General features: G+C 64.0%; 14 protein-coding genes. 7 read left to right on the forward strand and 7 right to left on the reverse strand.

Annotated features, from left to right (window positions below):
- Nucleotides 1–69: 69 nt before the first annotated feature.
- Together AB5Y80_RS13460 and AB5Y80_RS13465 are read left to right on the forward strand one after the other, a co-directional pair.
- The gene (locus AB5Y80_RS13460; RefSeq protein ID WP_368173051.1) at nt 70–3,192 is read left to right on the forward strand and encodes an efflux RND transporter permease subunit; all 3,123 of its coding nucleotides are present in this window, start codon (nt 70–72) and stop codon (nt 3,190–3,192) included.
- Between the two features lie 46 nt (nt 3,193–3,238).
- Nucleotides 3,239–3,592 (forward strand): copper-binding protein, encoded by a 354-nt coding sequence (locus AB5Y80_RS13465; RefSeq protein ID WP_368173052.1) that lies wholly within the window; start codon nt 3,239–3,241, stop codon nt 3,590–3,592.
- Between the two features lie 73 nt (nt 3,593–3,665).
- On the opposite strand, the gene AB5Y80_RS13470 is transcribed toward AB5Y80_RS13465, so the two are convergent.
- Both AB5Y80_RS13470 and AB5Y80_RS13475 read right to left on the reverse strand, forming a co-directional pair.
- Entirely contained in the window at nt 3,666–5,360 is a 1,695-nt protein-coding gene (locus tag AB5Y80_RS13470) for a pyridoxal-dependent decarboxylase (protein ID WP_324044605.1), read from the reverse strand.
- Nucleotides 5,361–5,536: 176 nt separating this feature from the next.
- Nucleotides 5,537–6,550, reverse strand: coding sequence for a lipoate--protein ligase (locus AB5Y80_RS13475; RefSeq protein WP_368173053.1), 1,014 nt, complete (start codon nt 6,548–6,550; stop codon nt 5,537–5,539).
- Nucleotides 6,551–6,961: 411 nt separating this feature from the next.
- Here AB5Y80_RS13475 and AB5Y80_RS13480 point away from each other — a divergent pair, with 411 nt between their 5' ends.
- Nucleotides 6,962–9,406: a diguanylate cyclase gene (locus tag AB5Y80_RS13480; RefSeq protein ID WP_368173054.1), complete on the forward strand. Its 2,445-nt coding sequence runs from the start codon at nt 6,962–6,964 to the stop codon at nt 9,404–9,406.
- A gap of 33 nt (nt 9,407–9,439) precedes the next feature.
- Here the strand turns inward: AB5Y80_RS13480 and AB5Y80_RS13485 are convergent, their stop codons facing one another.
- The 5 genes from AB5Y80_RS13485 to AB5Y80_RS13505 are packed head-to-tail and all read right to left on the reverse strand — an operon-like array spanning nt 9,440 to nt 14,834.
- Nucleotides 9,440–12,598, reverse strand: coding sequence for an efflux RND transporter permease subunit (locus AB5Y80_RS13485; RefSeq protein WP_368173055.1), 3,159 nt, complete (start codon nt 12,596–12,598; stop codon nt 9,440–9,442).
- The gene (locus AB5Y80_RS13490; RefSeq protein WP_368173092.1) at nt 12,591–13,610 is read right to left on the reverse strand and encodes an efflux RND transporter periplasmic adaptor subunit; all 1,020 of its coding nucleotides are present in this window, start codon (nt 13,608–13,610) and stop codon (nt 12,591–12,593) included. The genes AB5Y80_RS13485 and AB5Y80_RS13490 overlap by 8 nt, the downstream gene beginning before the upstream one ends.
- A gap of 39 nt (nt 13,611–13,649) precedes the next feature.
- Nucleotides 13,650–14,096: a YeeE/YedE family protein gene (locus tag AB5Y80_RS13495; RefSeq protein ID WP_288212649.1), complete on the reverse strand. Its 447-nt coding sequence runs from the start codon at nt 14,094–14,096 to the stop codon at nt 13,650–13,652.
- 13 nt (nt 14,097–14,109) lie between these two features.
- On the reverse strand, nt 14,110–14,523 hold the full coding sequence (locus AB5Y80_RS13500; RefSeq protein WP_162540542.1) for a YeeE/YedE family protein: 414 nt from the start codon (nt 14,521–14,523) through the stop codon (nt 14,110–14,112).
- Nucleotides 14,520–14,834: a metalloregulator ArsR/SmtB family transcription factor gene (locus AB5Y80_RS13505; protein ID WP_041214807.1), complete on the reverse strand. Its 315-nt coding sequence runs from the start codon at nt 14,832–14,834 to the stop codon at nt 14,520–14,522. The genes AB5Y80_RS13500 and AB5Y80_RS13505 overlap by 4 nt, the downstream gene beginning before the upstream one ends.
- 86 nt (nt 14,835–14,920) lie before the next feature.
- Between AB5Y80_RS13505 and AB5Y80_RS13510 the strand changes: the two genes are divergently transcribed.
- The 4 genes from AB5Y80_RS13510 (at nt 14,921) to AB5Y80_RS13525 (ending at nt 18,087) form a co-directional block, all read left to right on the forward strand.
- On the forward strand, nt 14,921–15,106 hold the full coding sequence (locus tag AB5Y80_RS13510) for a DUF2892 domain-containing protein (RefSeq protein WP_041213243.1): 186 nt from the start codon (nt 14,921–14,923) through the stop codon (nt 15,104–15,106).
- Nucleotides 15,107–15,158: 52 nt separating this feature from the next.
- The gene (locus AB5Y80_RS13515; RefSeq protein WP_368173056.1) at nt 15,159–16,430 is read left to right on the forward strand and encodes an NAD(P)/FAD-dependent oxidoreductase; all 1,272 of its coding nucleotides are present in this window, start codon (nt 15,159–15,161) and stop codon (nt 16,428–16,430) included.
- A 371-nt stretch (nt 16,431–16,801) separates the two neighbouring features.
- Entirely contained in the window at nt 16,802–17,176 is a 375-nt protein-coding gene (locus AB5Y80_RS13520) for a hypothetical protein (protein ID WP_041214805.1), read from the forward strand.
- 182 nt (nt 17,177–17,358) lie between these two features.
- Nucleotides 17,359–18,087: an MgtC/SapB family protein gene (locus tag AB5Y80_RS13525; RefSeq protein ID WP_203764636.1), complete on the forward strand. Its 729-nt coding sequence runs from the start codon at nt 17,359–17,361 to the stop codon at nt 18,085–18,087.
- Nucleotides 18,088–18,136 lie beyond the last annotated feature (49 nt).

The raw sequence follows: 18,136 nt of genomic DNA on the forward strand, positions 1-18,136 counted from the left end.
TTCCATCATTCGCTGCCTGACAGACAACCACTCTCCGCTCTCTGTACTTGGTGAGAAAGGAGTTCAATCATGATCCCGTCGATTATTCGCTGGTCCATCGGCAACCGCTTCCTGGTACTGCTATTGACCCTCATGCTCACCGCCTGGGGGCTCTGGTCGGTCAAGCAGACCCCGGTAGACGCCCTGCCGGATCTCTCCGACGTCCAGGTGATCATCAAGACGGCCTATCCGGGCCAGGCACCTCAGGTGGTGGAGGATCAGGTCACCTACCCGCTCACCACCGCCATGCTGGCGGTACCGGGGGCGACCACGGTGCGCGGCTACTCCTTCTTCGGCGACTCCTTCGTCTATGTGCTGTTTGACGACAGCACCGACCTCTACTGGGCCCGTGCCCGGGTGCTGGAGTATTTGAGCCAGGTTGCCCCCAACCTGCCTGCCTCTGCCCGTCCCCAGCTCGGCCCCGATGCAACCGGGGTGGGCTGGGTCTATCAGTACGCGCTGGTGGACAGAACCGGCAAACATGATCTCAGCGAGCTCACCTCCCTGCAGAACTGGTTCCTCAAGTACGAGCTGCAGACGGTGGACGGGGTCTCCGAGGTCGCCACCGTGGGCGGCATGGTGCGCCAGTATCAGGTGCGGGTCGACCCGGACAAGCTGCGCGCCTACGGCATTCCGCTCTCCCTAATCGAGACCGCCATCAAGCAGGGCAATCAGGAAACCGGCGCCTCCGTCATCGAGATGGCGGAAGCGGAGTACATGGTGCGCTCCAACGGCTATCTAAAAAGCGTCGAGGATCTGAAGCAGATCCCGCTCGGTACCACTGTGCGCGGCGCCCCGCTGCTGCTGGGTGACGTGGCGGATGTAGTCACCGGCCCCCAGAGCCGGCGCGGTCTGGCCGAGCTCAACGGTGAAGGGGAAGTGGTGGGCGGCATTATCGTCATGCGCTATGGCGAGAATGCCCAGCACACCATCGACGGGGTCAAGGCGCGGCTCGCCCAGCTGAAGAGCAGCCTGCCGGAGGGGGTGGAGGTGGTCACCGTCTACGATCGCTCCGACCTTATCCAGCGCGCCATCGACAACCTCTCCGGCAAGCTGGTGGAGGAGTTCGCGGTGGTGGTGCTGGTCTGCCTTGCCTTCCTGTTCCACCTGCGCTCATCCCTGGTGGTGGTCATCTCCTTGCCCATCGCCATCCTGACCGCCTTTATCGTGATGCACCTGCAGGGGATCAACGCCAACATCATGTCCCTCGGCGGCATCGCCATCGCCATCGGCGCCATGGTGGATGGTGCCATCGTGATGATCGAGAACGTCCACAAGCACATGGAGCGGGAGGCGCTCACCGACAAGAACCGCTGGCGCATCATCACCGAGGCGAGCATAGAGGTGGGGCCCGCCATCTTCTTCTCCCTGCTGATCATCACCATCAGCTTCCTGCCGGTGTTCGCGCTGGAGGCGCAGGAGGGGCGGATGTTCCACCCCCTCGCCTACACCAAGACCTACGCCATGGCCGCCGCTGCGGCGCTCGCCATCACCCTGGTGCCGGTGATCATGGGCTACTTCATCCGCGGCAAGGTACTGGCCGAGCAGGCCAACCCGCTGAACCGCTGGCTAAGCCAAGGCTATGTGCCACTGCTAAAAGCCGTGCTGGCCCGTCCGAAAACCACCCTGGCCATCGCCGCCCTGGTGACGGTGGCAGGCTTCTGGCCTCTCAAGTACCTGGGCTCTGAGTTCATACCGCCGCTCGATGAGGGGGACATCATGTATATGCCCACCACAGCAGCAAATATCTCGGTGGGCAAGGCGCGAGAGATTTTACAGCAGACCGACAAGCTCATTCGCACCGTGCCCGAGGTGCAGAACGTGTTCGGCAAGGCGGGGCGCGCCGACTCAGCCACCGACCCCGCCGATCTGGTGATGATGGAGACCAGCATCCAGCTCAAGCCCCGCGATCAGTGGCGCCCCGGCATGACCCCGGAAAAGCTGAAAGAAGAGCTCGACTCCCTCATCCGCTTCCCCGGTCTCACCAACGCCTGGGTGCCCCCCATCAAGACCCGCATCGACATGCTGGCCACCGGTATCAAGACCCCGGTCGGCATCAAGATTGCGGGGCCCGATCTCAAGGTGATCCAGCAGCTCGGCCAGCAGCTGGAACAGATCATCGGCAAGGTTGAGGGTGCGTCATCGGTCTACGCCGAGCGGGTAGCGGGCGGCCGCTATGTGAAGGTGGACATCGACCGGCTGAAAGCGGCCCGTTACGGCCTCAATATTGCCGACGTGCAGGCGGTGCTCGCCACCGCGGTGGGCGGCATGGAGGTGGGTCAGACCATCGAGGGGCGCGAGCGTTACCCCATCAACCTGCGCTATCCCCAGAGCTATCGCGATTCGGTGGCGAGCCTCGAGCTGCTGCCGCTGGTCACCCCGAGCGGTGCGCGCATCGCGCTGGCGGACGTGGCGCGGGTCTACATCAGCGACGAGGCGCCCATGCTGCGCAGTGAAAACGCGCGCCTCAACGGCTGGGTCTACGTCGATATTCGCGGCCGCGATATCGGCTCCTTCGTCGATGAGGCCAAGGCCGAGGTGGACAAACAGCTGGTGCTGCCGGCGGGCTACGCCCTCACCTGGTCCGGGCAGTACGAGTACATGGAGCGGGCCAAGGCACGCCTCGCCTACGTGGTGCCATTGACCGTCGCCATTATCGTGCTGCTGCTCTATCTGGCGTTTCGCCGCTTCCAGGAGGTGCTGCTCATTCTCACCACCTTGCCGCTGGCGGTGGTGGGCGGGATCTGGACCCTCTGGCTGCTCGACTTCAACCTCTCGGTGGCAGTCGGGGTGGGCTTTATCGCCCTGGCGGGGGTGGCGGTGGAGACCGGCGTGCTGATGCTGGTCTACCTCAACCACGCCTGGGATGAGCTCGTGGCCAGCGGCAAGCCGGACCAGGCGGGGCTGCATCGTGCGGTGATCCACGGCGCCGCCCTGCGCCTGCGCCCCAAGATGATGACGGTGGTCACCATCATCGCCGGCCTGCTGCCCATCATGTGGAGCCACGGCACCGGCTCCGAGGTGATGCAGCGCATCGCCGCCCCCATGATCGGCGGCATGGTGAGCGCGCTGGTGCTGACCCTCTTGGTGCTGCCCGCCGCCTACTACCTCTGGCGCAGCCGCAGCCTGCCTGCTTATCAACAATCCGAATGACCCGATTTCCCAACCCTTTTCGACTGAACGATTGAAGGAAAACACCATGAACTACAAGACGCTGACCCTGACATTGCTGCTGGGCCTTGCCACCCACACCGGCCTGCAGGCTGCCGAGATGATGAACCATCAGGGCCACGACATGGGCCAGATGGAAGGCATGAACGAGATGGGTGAGATGGCGATGACCGAGGGGGTCATCAGCCGCATCGACGCGGCCAACGGCAAGGTCGGCATCAAGCACGAGGCCATCGCGAACCTCAAGATGCCGGCGATGACCATGGTGTTTCGGGTGGCCGATCCCGCACTGCTCAAGGAGCTGAAAGTGGGGGATGCGGTGCGCTTTCACGCCGAAAACCCGGCCGGCAAGCTCACCGTGACCGCTATCCAGAAACGGTAACCACTGCCTTGAGCCATAAAAACGGCGGGATTATCCCGCCGTTTTTATTTATGACATCACAAGATGCGGCTCTTCAGCCACGAATATGCGCGATAAAGGCGTCGATCTGCTCACGGCCGCAGGCCGGGTTCATAAAGACCGCCTTCTCCCCGGCGATATAGGAGTACTTGCCACGCTCGTCGTATTCCGAGTGCGCCACCGCCTCCACCCAGTTGGTGTAGAGCCCCACCTTGCCGCGTCCCTTGAACAGGCTGCGGTGGTACTCGGTGTTGCGTGCCAGCCGCGCCTTGTAGGCCGCATCCGGGCTGCGGGCCAGCTCGAAGGCGAATTCGGCTTCCGGGTCCTGCACCCACTCGGGGTTGTAGATCTTGAAGCCGACACTGGGCCCCTGATTCTCCTGGGCCACCAGCTTGACGTTGCCGAGCTGGCTTAACCGGAAGCGGAAGTAGTTGGCGTTTTGCAGGCAGTGGGCCAGCACGGTGCGATACCCCTCCACCCCCAGGTAGTTGAGGGCCGCATAGGCACCGAACAGGCCGCTCGCCCCACGGGAGCACTCGATGGTGGATTGCAGGTGGGTCTGACCCTGGATGTCCCGCTCGAAGTAGGAGAAGTTCTCCGGGTCATTCTCCATCGCCTTGAGATCGCTCTGCTCTTTTATCATCACCAGGCTGGAGGTGTAGGGCACATAACCCCACTTCTGGAAGTCGACGGTGAAGGAGTCGGCGTATCTGAGCTCGGCGAAGCGGCTCACGTTGCGCTCGATCCCCGCCAGGGTGGCGGCGTTGATGGCGAGCGGGTTGGCGGCAAAGTCGTAGTCCAGGAAGAAGATCATCGACCAGCCGATGGCGGCGTCGACGTGGATGTGCGGCTTGACCGCCACCTCGAAGCGCTCGCAGAGGCGATCCCGCAGCTCGACCACGGGTTTGACCCTATCCACCCCGAAGGTGTCCGTGGTGCCCATGGTGAGCATGATGGTGGGCACCACGTGATGAAGGGCGAAGCAGGCAGTCAGGGTACGCTCGAGGTGGTCGAGATCGATGTCGTTGTTCTCGCCCACCTGGATGCGGATGGTCTTGTTCTCGATGTCCACCCCGAGCAGGGAGAGGTTGGTGATGTTGGAGTAGTGACCGCCCTGGGAGTTGATGATGCGGTAGTCCTGATAATGACCGAGCCCCTTGTGCTTGGCTTCCGGTAGGCTCTTGCGAATGCCGAGCAGGTAGCCGTAGAGGTTACAAAACGTCCCTCCCTGGGTGAAGATGCCGGTGGCGCGGGCCGGGTCATAACCCGCCAGCAGCGCTATCTGGCGCACCACCTTCTTCTCCAGCTCCTCCGCCACCCCGGCGTATTCGGAGTAGACCAGGTTGGGGTTGGCCAATATGCCCATCTGGGCGCCATAGATGGCGGGATCCGCCGACATGGTGATGACGTTCTCGACGCTGGAGGGGTTCTCCCAATCCTTTGACAAGGCGCCGGCAAACAGCAGCTCCGCCATGGGCTCCCCCGGCGTGCGCATGGTGGCTGGCACCGGCATGGTTTCGCAGAGATCCGCCAGACGGGCGCGACCATCGGGCCAGGCATTGAGCCGCGCATCCGGCGCCAGTCCACGGGCGCGAAACTCGTTGAGGGTGGCAAAGCCGGGCTCGCGAAAGACCGGCCAGAGATCGGGGTTGCGGGAGAAGAAGTGGGCTTTGACGGTGGCAAAACGGCGGGCGAATTCGGGGGAGACGGCGTTGACGCCCTCATCTTTCAGATAGACCAAGTGATTCATTTTTATACCATTGATACTGCTGAGGTGCGGTTTTTATACTCCAGTGACACCTCTATCAACAGAGACAATAACTAATGGTCTGCCCTACTTTTTGTCATGTTGGCGCCCTGACGGGCGCCGCGCCCCCTCTCCCCTCTTTTCCCCTGTTCATCTTGTGAGCCTGGTCATGGGCAAGGTCAGCGCAGGGCGGTCAGCAGCCATGCCGAAAACCCTTCCAACTCGGGGTTGGCCGAAAACGTCGCCCGCCACTGACGCAGCAACGCGGCGATGGCGTCGAGACGATAGGCCACCCCGGGCAGGCGTGCGGCCAGGTCATCCAGGGGCGCAGGGTCCAGGGTGTCGCTGAAGATCTGTGCCCGTCCTATCACCCCCTTCTCCACGTCGAAATGAAGCTCGACCCCGCCCCAGGGGAAGCGCTCCTCCAGCAGGTGGCTGAAGGCGGGAGCATGGCCGAAGTTCCACTCCCAGCTGCGTTGGCGGGCAAAAGTCTCGGCAAAGCCGGGCAGGTCGGGCATCCGCTCGGGGGAGATATGCTCGGGCTGCACCACCTCACCGTGATGGGCAAAGAAGGCGTCGCACAGGGCCTGCACCACCTGCTCATGACCCAGGCCAGGCAACAGCTCGCCAAGGTTCGCCACCCGGCTTCTCACCGAGCTGATGCCCTTGGCCGCCAGCTTCTTGGGGTCGGGATTGAGATAGTGGGCGAGGCGGCCGAGATCGGCATCCAGCAGCAGGGTACCGTGGTGAAAGCCGCGATCATGGGTCTCCCGATAGGCCGAACCCGACACCTTGCGATCCCCGTCCGGGGTCGCCACCAGCAGGTCGTTGCGCCCGGAGGCAAAAGCGCTCACGCCGAGTCTGGCGAGGGCATCGATGACGATGGTGGTGGAGACGCTCTTGTCATAGCCGGGCTTGCCCGCCATGAAGGTGAAACAGCTGTTGCCAAGGTCGTGGAACACGGCGCCGCCCCCGCTGCTGCGCCGGGCCAGGGTCACCCCGTCCTCTTCCATGCGGCGGGTGTTGCACTCCTTCCAGGGGTTCTGGGCCCGGCCTATCACCACCGTATTGTCGTTGCGCCACAGGAACAGCACCCGCTGGGCCGGGTCCATCTGGCGAAAAATGCACTCCTCCACCGCGAGGTTGAACAGGGGATCGTGGGAGTCGGAGAGCAGCAGGCGCAAGGAAGACATGACAGGACCTTCTCGGAAAACAGGAAACGGATGACTACCATACCACCCTGAACGGAGGAAGGCGTCCCCCGACCGCCACAGGTCGACACCCGATCGGGGCAAGAGCATCAACTTCTGATACGACAGGAGAAGACAAGAGGGAGTCGCCGAAAACACGCAGTTTGTCATTAACAGGCGAGAAGAGAGGCGGCAGCCATCCCTCTAGGAATGACACCTTATGCCCTTGTCACCGGGCCGGTGACGGGTTGACAAGGTTTCAAAACGAGCCGTGACGCCCATTGACGTGATGAATGACACAAAAATGACTTTTACTGCCTCCCGCGCCCCATCTTATTGGGGCCTGCTCCCCTTGCGAATGGCAGGAAATTGTTTGACTCTAGCCAGAAGAGCACCTCCCGAGAGAACAGCGGCATGACGGAGTCAGATGCATCTCACCAGCCTGTACGCTGGCTTCTGCCCTTCTGGGTGATGATTGCCACCCTGACCACGGCTCCCCTCAGGGCGGATGAGCGCGTCATCCTGCAACTTCCCTGGCAGCACCAGTTCCAGTTTGCCGGTTACTACGCCGCCATCGCCAAGGGGTTCTACCAGGAGGTCGGCCTGCAGGTCACCCTGCGGGAGGCGGGGCCGGGCACCGACGTCATCAATGAAGTCACCACGGGTCGCGCCCAGTTTGGCATCCGCGGCAGCGATCTGCTGCTGGCCCGGGCAGCTGGCCGCCCAGTGGTGGTGCTCGCCGCCATGTTGCAGCACTCCCCCCTGATGCTCATCACCCTGGAGCGGCCGGATATCCAGACCCCGGGCGATCTGGCCAACAAGCGGCTGATGCTCGAACCCGGCTCCAACGAGCTGCTCACCTACCTGCATCGCTACACCCGCAGCCGGCAGTGGGATACCCTGCCCTACGAGCGGGGGATACAGGCACTGCTGAGGGGCCAGGCGGACGCCATCAGCGCCTACAGCACAACCGAGCCCTTCACCCTGCAGCAACAGGGCATTCCCTACCGGGTGTTCAGTCCCCGCGACATCGGGTACGACTTCTACGGAGACAACCTCTTCACCTCGGAAAATGAGGTCTTCAACCAGCAGGAACGGGTCCAGCGCTTCTTGCAGGCCAGCCTCAAGGGGTGGCGCTATGCCATGGATCATCCCGAGGAGATGATCAACCTGATCCTGGAGCACTACCCCAGCGGGGCCGGGCGCGAGGCGCTCGCCTTCGAGGCCCGTGAAACCCGGGCCCTGATGCAGCCCGACATCATCGAGCCCGGCTACATGCAGCAGGATCGCTGGCAGCAGATCGCCCGCACCTACCAGGAGGCCGGGATGATCAAGGCGGTGCCCAACCTCACCCCCTTCCTCTACAACAGTACCCAGGCGAGCCTTCGCCAGCAGCGCCAACTGCTCGACAGGAGCGTGGCCATCGCCATGCTGATCTCCTTCTCCCTGCTGGCCCTGCTCGGCGTCTTCCTGCACCTCTATCTGCGTCTGCGGGAAGAGGCCAGTGACCGACAGCGGCTCACCCGGGAACTGGCCCAGCGCGAGCAGCACTACCGTTTCGTGGCGGAGAACAGCGGCGACGTGATCTGGACCATGGACACCGACAGCCTGCGTTTTCGTTACATCAGCCCCGCCATCGCGTCCCTGAGCGGCTATGAGCCCGCCGAACTCTTTGCCCTCTCCCTGCGCCAGCTGCTCCCCGATGAGTCCTGGAAACAGCTTCGCGACGGCATCACCGCCTCCCTCGAGGCCTGGCAACGGGGGGATCATGGGCAGACCCGGTGCGTCATCCACTCCCAGCTGCGCCACAAGCAGGGTCATCTGGTGGCCATCGAGACGGTCACTACCTTGCATGGCAGCGCCAGCACAAGACCGGACGCCATTTTGGGGGTGACCCGGGATGTCACCGAACGTTCGGCCCGGGAGGAGATGATGCGCCGCCTCGCCTTCTATGACCCCCTCACCGGCCTGGCCAACCGCCGCCTGCTGCAACAGCGGCTCAAGGAGACCCTGGAGCAGGCTCCCCAGCAGCCCCTGGCCCTGGTCTTCATCGATCTCGACCACTTCAAGCCCATCAATGACACCTTCGGCCACGAAACCGGCGACCTGCTGCTCAAGCTGGTGGCCGAGCGCATGGGGGAGTGCGTCAGGGAAGAAGATCTGGTGGCACGCCTTGGGGGGGACGAATTCGTCATCATGCTGCCCGATACGGATGCCTCGGCCCTCGCGGTCGCCGACAAGCTGCACCACTGCCTGCATCACCCCTTCCAGCTTGAGCAGCAGGCGCTGCGCATCTCCGGCAGCATAGGGGTCGCCCTCTATCCGGATCACGGCACCGACCCCAAGACCCTGATGCACCACGCCGATCAGGCCATGTATCAAGCCAAGCACCATGGCCGGGGCAGGGTCTGCCTGTTTTCCACCGGGCAGGATCCCCTTCCCGGCACCCTGCAATGGCAGCCCGCCCACGCATGCGGCCACCCCCGCATCGATGCGGACCACCGCCAGCTCTACCTGCTGGCCAACCGCTTGCTCGAGCACATGCAGGATCCCGGCATCCATCCCGATGCCTTGCTGGCAGACATGGCGCAGATATTCGAGATGGCGCGCCAGCACTTCCTCCTCGAAGAGCAGGTCCTCGCGCAATATGGCTATGAGGAGCTGGCGGCCCATCGCCAGGAGCACCAGCATCTGCTGAAAAAAGCCGGTCAGCTGATGGCGGCCGCACAGGCGGGCACCCTTGGCAACGACGCCCTGCTCAACTTCATCATCCAGGAGCTGGTCGTGGGCCACATGAGCCAGGCGGATCGCCGTTATTTCCCTCTGATGAAAACCTGCGATGCCCGCGAGGCGGTGTGATGCCAGAAAACAGGGGGCACGTGCCCCCTGTGTTTACCTCTGACTTCGGCGAACGAGCAGGCTGTAGTAGAGCAGCGGGATCACCACCAGGGTGAGCAGGGTGGAGACCAGGATCCCGAAGATCAGGCTGATGGCGAGGCCATTGAAGATGGGGTCATCCAGGATGAAAAGCGCCCCTATCATGGCCGCCAACGCCGTCAGCATGATGGGTTTGGCCCGCACCTGCGCCGCCGCAATCACTGCCTGTTCGAACACCACGCCACTCGCCCGCTGCTGCTCAATAAAGTCCACCAGCAGGATGCTGTTGCGTACGATGATCCCGGCCAGGGCGATCATCCCGATCATCGAGGTGGCGGTAAACTGGGCCCCCAGCAGGGCGTGGCCCGGCATCACCCCGATGAGGGTGAGCGGAATGGGGGCCATGATGATGAGCGGCACCAGATAGGAGCGAAACTGGGCCACCACCAGCAGGTAGATGAGGATCATCCCCACCCCGTAGGCAATCCCCATGTCGCGGAAGGTCTCGTAGGTGATTTTCCACTCCCCGTCCCACAAGAGCGCCACCTCCCCCAGCTTGTCGGGCTGATGCACGTAATACTGTGGCAGCGAGATGTCGGCACCGGCGGCAAACATGCCATAGAGCGGGCTGTCGGCATGGCCGCCCATGTCGGCCACCACCATCACCATGGGCTGCATGTTCTTGTGCATGATATAGCTGGGGGCCAGCTCATCGCGGCGACTCACCAGCTCGGAGACCCGCACCAGCTGGCCGCTCTGGCTGCGCACCTTGAGAGCCAGGATGCCGGTCAGATCCCGTTTGTCACCGGGAGCGAGCTCGATGCGGATCGGCACCGGATACTTGGCGCCTTGCCCCTGCAGCCAGCTGGCATCCTGATAGCCCACCCCGCCATTGAGGGTCGCCACCAGATCCCCGAGATCGACCCCGAGCAGGGCCGCCTGGGCGCGATCCACCACCAGCCGCCACTTGGGCTGAGGGTCGGTCAGATAGATATCCACGTCCACCAGATCCGCCGTGGCCACAAAGCGGGCCTGTACGGCGCGGGCAGCGGCTTCACGGGCGGCCTGCGTCGGGCCATACACTTCCGCGACAATGGGCGACCAGACAGGCGGTCCCGGGGGCACCTCCACCACCTTGAGGTTGCCCCCTGCCGCACTGGCGATGGCCTGCAAGGGCGCACGCACCGACCGGGCAATCTCGTGACTGCTGCGATCCCGTTCATGCTTGTCCACCAGATTGACCTGAATATCACCCACGTTGGCGCCGCTGCGGATGAAGTAGTGGCGCACCAGCCCGTTGAAGTTGATGGGGGCGGCGGTGCCGGCGTAGATCTGGTAATCCTTCACCTCGGGCACCCTGGCAAGCTCCCGACCCACCGCCAGCAGGGTGCGCTCGGTCTGCTCCAGGGTCGCCCCCTCCGGCATGTCGAGCACCAGCTGGAATTCCGACTTGTTGTCAAAGGGGAGCATCTTGAGCACCACCCACTGCACCATGGGCATGGCGGCCGCCCCCGCCACCAGCAGCAGAATGACCAGCCAGAGCTTGTGTCTCGCTCTTTTGGCACCCGCCCCCATCAGGAAAGGGGTCATCAGACGGTGAAAGAGCCCGGCTTTGGCCTCCCCGTGGGCGACATGCCTCTCGCGCTTGAGCAGGTGATTGGCCAGCCAGGGGGAGAAGATGAAGGCCACCAGCAGGGAGATGAGCATCCCCATGCTGGCATTGATGGGGATGGGGCTCATGTAGGGGCCCATCAGGCCGCTGACGAAGGCCATGGGCAGCAGGGCCGCGATGACGGTCAGGGTCGCCAGTATGGTCGGCCCCCCCACCTCGTCCACCGCGCCCGGAATGAGATCCTTGAGCGACCCCTTGCCCAGGCCGCGATGGCGGTGGATGTTCTCCACCACGACGATGGCGTCATCCACCAGGATGCCGATGGAGAAGATAAGGGCAAAGAGGGACACCCGGTTGAGGGTAAAGCCCCATGCCCAGGAGGCGAACAGGGTCAGCGCCAGGGTGATGACGATGGCGACCCCCACCACCAGCGCCTCGCGCCACCCCATGCTCACCAGCACCAGCAATACCACCGCCGTGGTGGCAAAGATGAGCTTGCCGATGAGGGTGTTGGATTTGGTCTCGGCGGTGACGCCGTAGTCACGGGTCACCGTCACCTCGACCCCGGCCGGGATGAGCCGATTCCTGAGGCTCTCCACCCGTGCCTCCACCCGCTTGGCCACCTCCACCGCGTTCTGCCCCGGCTGCTTGCCGATGGCCAGGGTCACCGCCGGGTAGCTGGCTTGCCCCTGCCCCATCCAGCTGCGCTGCACCGGGGTCTCCTCCCCAAGGGACACCCGGGCCACCTCACCGAGGTAGACCGGCTTGCCGTTATGCAGGCCCACCACCAGTTCGCGGGCCTCCTGCTCGCTTTGCAGGAACTGCCCCACCTGCACCTTGATCTCCCGGTTATCCTGCACCACGGCCTGCTCGCTGCCCACCCGGTTGGCGGCCGCAAGTCGCTGGCTCAGCTCGCCCCAGCTGATGCCATGGGCGCTGAGGGCCGCCGGGGCCGGCATCACCCGCAGCACGGCGCTCTGGCCCCCCAGGCTGTAGATGTCCCGGGTACCGGGAATGCGCTTGAGTTCGGTCTCCAGCTCGTGGGCGACCCGGGTCAGATCGGGGGCCCCCAGCTGCTTGCTCCAGAGGGTCAGAGTGACGATGGGAACATCATCGATCCCCCGGGGTTTCACCAGCGGCTGACCGACTCCGATCCCCTGTGGCAACCAGTCGCGGTTGGAGTCGAGCTGGTTGTTGAGATCCACGATGGCCTGCTCCCGGCTCACCCCTACCTTGAACACCACCACCAGCAGGGCGCCATCGGGTTGGGAGAAGGAGTAGAGGGTATCTATCCCCTTTATCTGGGAGACCACCTGCTCGGCAGGGGTGGTGACGAGGGACTCCACCTCTGCCGGGCTGGCCCCCGGGAAGGAAATGTAGACGTCGGCGAAGGTGACATCGATCTGGGGCTCCTCCTCCTTGGGGGTCACCAGCACGGCAAAGAGGCCGAGCAAGAGCCCCACCAGCGCCAGCAGCGGGGTGATGGCCGAGCCCTGAAACAGGGCCGCCAGCCGACCCGCCGGCCCAAGGCGGCCATGGTTGCCGTTCAGCTCGCTACTCATGGGGCACCTCCTGTTGACGGCTCCAGGCATCGGGGGCCAGGGTGTCACCGCCCTTGAGACCCGACAGGACCTCGCACAGCCCAGCCTCGCAGTGGCCGACCCGCACCGGGGTCAGGGCCCATCCTTCCCCTTCTTTGAGGTAGACGCCGTTGAACTCCCCCTGCCGCAGCAGGGCGGGCTCCGGCACTTGCAACACCTGACGCTCACCCTGTTTGAGCTGCACCTTGAGCCACATGCCGGGCAGCACCCCTGCCGTGTTCGGCGGCAGATCGAGGCGCAGCCGGAAACTGTGGCTCTGGCTGTCGGCGTAGTTGAAGCGGGTCAGCTTGAGGGGAGTCACGGCCTTGCCACCGGGCAGCAGCACCTGCACATCCGACGGCTGGCCGGCGAGAACCAGCGCGGACTGGGGCAGCTCCAGCTCCACCCTCAGCTCGCCCAGGGAGAAACCGGATAGCAGCGGCGTACCGGGGGCCACCGTCTCCCCCAGCTCCACCAGCCGCCTGGTCACCACCCCGGCGTAGGGGGCGAGGATGCGGGTATAGCCGTAGGCTTCCCGGGCCTGGATGAGGGCGGCCTCGGCGGCATTGACCTCGGCGCGGGCGGCCCGATCCGTTGCCTGGGCGTTGTCGAGCTGGGCCCGGGTGATCACCCCCTTGGCGATGAGGGCCTGATAACGGGTGAGCTGGCGCTCGGCCTCCACCTGCTGGGCCTGGGCCCTGGCCACCCGCGCCTCGGCGCCGGTCACGGCGGCAGACTGCTCCTTGCCGCTTATCTCGAGCAGGGGCTGCCCGGCCTGTACCTCGTCGTTCACATCCACCAGCATGCGGGAGACGCGGCCACTGGTCTGGGCCGCGACCGTCCCCTGATGAATGGCGCTCACGGTACCGCTCAGGGTGAGCCAGTCGGTGACGCGCTGCGGGGTCAGCGTCAGCGACCCCTTGGCCTCCTCGGCCGCCACCAGGGTGGATGTCATGACCAGCAGGGTGGTCACCAGCAACCGGATTGTGTTCATCATGATTCTCCTTCCCTGGCTCATGGGCACCTTGAAAACTCAGGCAATACGGTGCTGGCGAGCCTTCTCCAGCACCCTGTTCCAGACCTTGTCCACCAGCAGGATCCCGGCCGCCATGGCCCCGATGAACAACAATATCATGGGCTGTCCGCTGGAAATGAGACTCAAGGCAGGCCCTGGACAGATGCCGACCAGGCCCCAACCGATCCCGAACAGTGCGGCCCCGCCAATCAGGCGGCGATCCAGCACGGGAGCGGGGACCCGGGCCATGGGCTCCCCCAGCAGGCTCAGACGACTGGGCTTCACCAGCAGGAAGTAGCCCGGCATGAAGACAGCCAGGGCCCCTCCCATCACGAAGGCCAGGCTGGGATCCCAGGCACCGGCCAGATCGAGAAACCCGGTGACCCGCGCCGGATCCATCATCCCGGAGAGGGCCATTCCCAGCCCGAACAACAGACCCGCAAACACACTTGTCAGCAATTTCATGGCAATCAACCCGTCAAAACATGTGGTGAGTAAAGAACACGGTCGCCACGCCCATCCCCATAAAGGTGAGCGTCGCCACCACGGAGCGCGTCGACAGCCGCCCCATGCCGCAGATGCCGTGACCGCTGGTGCAGCCATTGCCAAGACGGGTGCCGATGCCCACCAGCAGGCCGGCCAGCACCACCACGGGCCAGCCGGGCAAGGCATCAAAGGCGGGCATGGTGGCCCAACCCAGGGTCAGCGCCAGCCAGGCCCCCAGTCCCAATCCCAGCAGAAACAGCACCCGCCAGGGGGTTTTGTACTGCATTGCACCGGCCAGAATGCCGCTGATCCCGGCCACCCGGCCGTTGAACAACATCAGGATCAGGGCCGAGAGCCCCGCCAGCATGCCGCCCCCCAACGAGAGCAGCCATTGGCTTTCCATCATCGAATTTCCTCATCTGAGTGACAAAAATGGGTTTGCAGCGCCGCCAGCACATCGGCCGCCGCCTCGCTCACCAGGGAGTAGTAGATCTGCTGGGAGACTTTGCGCGAGCGGACAAGGCCTTGGCGCTTCAATACCGACAGTTGCTGGGAGAAGGCCGACTGCCCGAGCTGGCTGTGGGCCAGCAGCTCCCCGACCCCCTTCTCCCCTTCCACCAGCTGGCAGAGCACCATCAGGCGTTCGGGATGAGCCAGCGCCTTGAGCAGGCCGGCGGCGGCTGTCGCATGTCGGTTCATCTCGTCGAAGTGGCTCATAAGATTAAATTAGCAATTGCTGATATTTGTTCTATTGTATAAAACATCCCTAAATTAGCAATCGCTAAACAAAAAGGAGACGAGAAATGACCGTCGATAACGGAGTCAGAGTGGTCGCGGGTGGCATGTTGCTGCTGTCGCTGCTGCTCACGGCCTGGGTCCACCCGGGCTTTGTCTGGTTGAGCGTCTTTGTCGGGGTCAACCTGATCCAGAGCGCGTTCACCGGGGTCTGTCCCGCCGCCGCCGTGCTCAGGCGAATGGGGCTCAAATAGGCAGGCGGACATATTGGCTCACAGGAGCCGTGTAATAGAGCGGAGGCTCATTATGGCAACCATCATCATCATCGGGGCAGGGTTGGGGGGCATGTCGGCCGCCTACGAGCTCAAGGCCGAACTCGGCAAGCAGCACGACGTCATCCTGGTGAACGACAAACCCGACTTTGAATTCAACCCTTCGAACCCGTGGATTGCGGTCCGGTGGCGAGAGCGCAAAGATATCTCCCTCCCCATAGAGCCTCATGTGAAGAAGAAGGGGATCCGCTTCATCCACGCCGCCCTGACCGGGTTGCAACCCCTCGAACAGCTGATCCGCCTCTCCGATGGCCAGCACCTGCACTACGACTTTCTGGTGCTCTGCACCGGCCCCGCACTCGCCTTTGAAGAGGTGCAGGGAGCGGGCCCGACGGCGGGCGGCACCGCCAGCGTCTGCACCCTCTCCCACGCAGAGGAGTGCCTGCACAGTGTCAACGGGCTGCTCGACGAACCGGGTCCGGTGATCGTCGGTGCCATGCCCGGCGCCTCCTGCTTCGGCCCGGCCTACGAATACGCCTTCATCCTCGATCGCCACCTGCGCGACAAGAAGGTGAGAAAGGACGTGCCCATGACCTTCGTCACCAGCGAACCCTACATCGGTCACCTCGGCCTCAACGGCGTGGGGGATTCCAAGGGCATGCTGGAGAGCGAGCTGCGCATGCGCGACATGCAATGGATCTGCAATGCCCGCACCGTGGCGGCCAGGGATGGGGTGATGACGGTGGAGGAGCTGGATGAAGATGGCAACGTCAAGCGCACCCACAGCCTCCCCTACAAGCATGCCATGATGCTGCCCGCCTTCGCCGGCATCAGCCCCCTGCGGGGCCTCGAGGGGCTGGTCAATCCCCGCGGGTTCGTCATCGTCGACGAACACCAGCGCAACCCTGTCTTCCCGCAGATTTACGCCGCCGGGGTCTGCATCGCCATCCCGCCCCAGCACAAGACGCCGGTCCCGACCGGGGTGCCCAAGACCGGCTACATGATCGAAGCCATGGTGCGCACCTTAAGCCACAACATCAAGGCGGAGCTGGACGGCCAGCCCCCGGTCACCCGGGCGGTGTGGAATGCCATCTGTCTGGCGGACATGGGGGACACAGGGGCCGCCTTCGTGGCCATGCCGCAGATCCCGCCGCGCAACGTCGCCTGGTTCAAGAAAGGGAAGTGGGTCCACCTGGCCAAGATAGCGTTCGAGAAGTATTTCCTGCACAAGATGCAGGTGGGCGACACCGAACCCATCTATGAAAAACTGATGCTCAAATACCTGGGCATCGACAAGACCCGGTAACCCCCCAAGGGCCCGCCGGTGAAGGGAATAGCGCTCCCTTTACCGGCGCTTTCATCTCTTTTTTATTATGTTTCAATATGTTGCTATCAAGGGCTCGGGGTTTACCCAGGCCGCCGTATCGGCTACCATGTCGCCTCTTTATCACTAGCGGAGACCATCGGTGGGCAACTCATCAAGTGACAGACGCACGCCGACCCTCGTCGTCGGCACCCTGGTCGCGAGCTAGCCGCAGGTTTTTCTCTGCCGCGACTCGCCACCCTGCGAGAAGTGGATCCCTCTTTTCCCCGCTTTTCACACTTGACGTCAGGTGACGCGGACTCATCCCACGACACCTTGCCTGCATAGTTTCTGCTTCCCAAAAGGAGGCTGCTATGCGCTTGATTTCAAACAACCCTGTCGCTGACAAATCCCCTTCCCTGCTGAGCAGACTGGGACGGGGCCTGCGACCACTCTGGCAACGTGGCAGACGGCGTCAGCACCTCTATCGGCTGCACATCCGCTGCGAAGACAGAGCCGACATGGAGCAGGTGCTGGCGGCGGTGAGCCACACCCTGCAACCGGCCGGACTCAGTCCCCTGCAGTCCATGCAGCCCGGGCGCGGTGAAGGCCGCGTGCTGGTGCTGAGCCTCTACTGCACGCCGCCCCAGCGCCGCTATCTGGTGCAGTTCATCCACCAGGTCGGGGCTGTTCACCCGGTACGCTGGGAACTGCGCCCCCGCGCCGGGGACGACGCCACCAGGCATTGACCCTCGAACAAGGCGAGGTCCTTCCCGGGCAACCGTGAAGGGCCTCTTCCCTGCTCTGCGCCATCCCGCCCCGTCAGGAGGCGGGTCGCGCCCTTGCATTCACCACGATGTCGACCTTGCCCCCCGTCTCTCACGCAACCCGGGGGCGAAAGCTAGTCGGCATCCCCAGAAGGAGACCCTTAATGAGAATGTGGCAACAACTCGATTTTCTCGCCCTGCTCGACACCCTGGCCAGCCTGCTGCTCGCCTTCGTGCTGGGCAGCCTGGTCGGCCTGGAGCGCCAGTACCGCCAGCGCACCGCCGGCCTTCGCACCAACGTGCTGGTCGCCGTGGGGGCGGCCCTGTTCGTCAACCTGGCCCAGCGCATCTATGACCTGCATGGCGGCAGTTACGGGGTCGTCCACGTGGTGGCCTACATCGTCTCCGGCATCGGTTTTCTCGGCGCCGGCGTCATCATGCGGGAATCCGGCAACATCCGGGGCATCAACACAGCGGCCACCCTGTGGGGCGTGGCCGCTGTCGGGGCCGCCTGCGGCGCCGGGTTCGCCCTGGAGGCCATCCTCGGCGCCCTCTTCGTGCTGGCCGCCAACACCCTGCTGCGCCCCCTGGTCAACCAGATAAACCGTGACCCGGTGGACAACATGGACACCGAAGTGACCTATCACGTGACCGCTCTCATCGGCCGCGCTCACCAGAAGGAGGTACTGCCCTGGCTCGAGCAGATGCTGGAACAGGCCCACTACCCCCTGAGCGAGCTCGACATCACCCCCTTCGGCGATCAGGATCTCGAGATCTCGGCGGCGCTGCTCGCCACCGCCATCGATGGCACCAGGCTCGATGCCCTGATGAACACGCTCGGGGAGCACCCTCACATCAAGCAGATCTTCTGGCGGGCCAGCATCACCGATTGACGCCCTCATACCAGACGCAGCACAAAAAGCCCCGCCGGATCCGGCGGGG

Origin of the sequence: Aeromonas sp. R2-1, from assembly GCF_040908425.1 — a bacterium.
Classification (GTDB): Bacteria; Pseudomonadota; Gammaproteobacteria; order Enterobacterales; family Aeromonadaceae; genus Aeromonas; species Aeromonas caviae.

What these genes read in the sequence shown, in the direction of transcription:
- AB5Y80_RS13460 (WP_368173051.1), top strand. Translation starts at nt 70, where the DNA reads ATGATCCCGTCGATTATTCGCTGGTCCATCGGCAACCGCTTCCTGGTA.
- AB5Y80_RS13465 (WP_368173052.1), top strand. Translation starts at nt 3,239, where the DNA reads ATGAACTACAAGACGCTGACCCTGACATTGCTGCTGGGCCTTGCCACC.
- AB5Y80_RS13470 (WP_324044605.1), bottom strand. Translation starts at nt 5,360, where the DNA reads ATGAATCACTTGGTCTATCTGAAAGATGAGGGCGTCAACGCCGTCTCC.
- AB5Y80_RS13475 (WP_368173053.1), bottom strand. Translation starts at nt 6,550, where the DNA reads ATGTCTTCCTTGCGCCTGCTGCTCTCCGACTCCCACGATCCCCTGTTC.
- AB5Y80_RS13480 (WP_368173054.1), top strand. Translation starts at nt 6,962, where the DNA reads ATGACGGAGTCAGATGCATCTCACCAGCCTGTACGCTGGCTTCTGCCC.
- AB5Y80_RS13485 (WP_368173055.1), bottom strand. Translation starts at nt 12,598, where the DNA reads ATGAGTAGCGAGCTGAACGGCAACCATGGCCGCCTTGGGCCGGCGGGT.
- AB5Y80_RS13490 (WP_368173092.1), bottom strand. Translation starts at nt 13,610, where the DNA reads ATGAACACAATCCGGTTGCTGGTGACCACCCTGCTGGTCATGACATCC.
- AB5Y80_RS13495 (WP_288212649.1), bottom strand. Translation starts at nt 14,096, where the DNA reads ATGAAATTGCTGACAAGTGTGTTTGCGGGTCTGTTGTTCGGGCTGGGA.
- AB5Y80_RS13500 (WP_162540542.1), bottom strand. Translation starts at nt 14,523, where the DNA reads ATGATGGAAAGCCAATGGCTGCTCTCGTTGGGGGGCGGCATGCTGGCG.
- AB5Y80_RS13505 (WP_041214807.1), bottom strand. Translation starts at nt 14,834, where the DNA reads ATGAGCCACTTCGACGAGATGAACCGACATGCGACAGCCGCCGCCGGC.
- AB5Y80_RS13510 (WP_041213243.1), top strand. Translation starts at nt 14,921, where the DNA reads ATGACCGTCGATAACGGAGTCAGAGTGGTCGCGGGTGGCATGTTGCTG.
- AB5Y80_RS13515 (WP_368173056.1), top strand. Translation starts at nt 15,159, where the DNA reads ATGGCAACCATCATCATCATCGGGGCAGGGTTGGGGGGCATGTCGGCC.
- AB5Y80_RS13520 (WP_041214805.1), top strand. Translation starts at nt 16,802, where the DNA reads ATGCGCTTGATTTCAAACAACCCTGTCGCTGACAAATCCCCTTCCCTG.
- AB5Y80_RS13525 (WP_203764636.1), top strand. Translation starts at nt 17,359, where the DNA reads ATGAGAATGTGGCAACAACTCGATTTTCTCGCCCTGCTCGACACCCTG.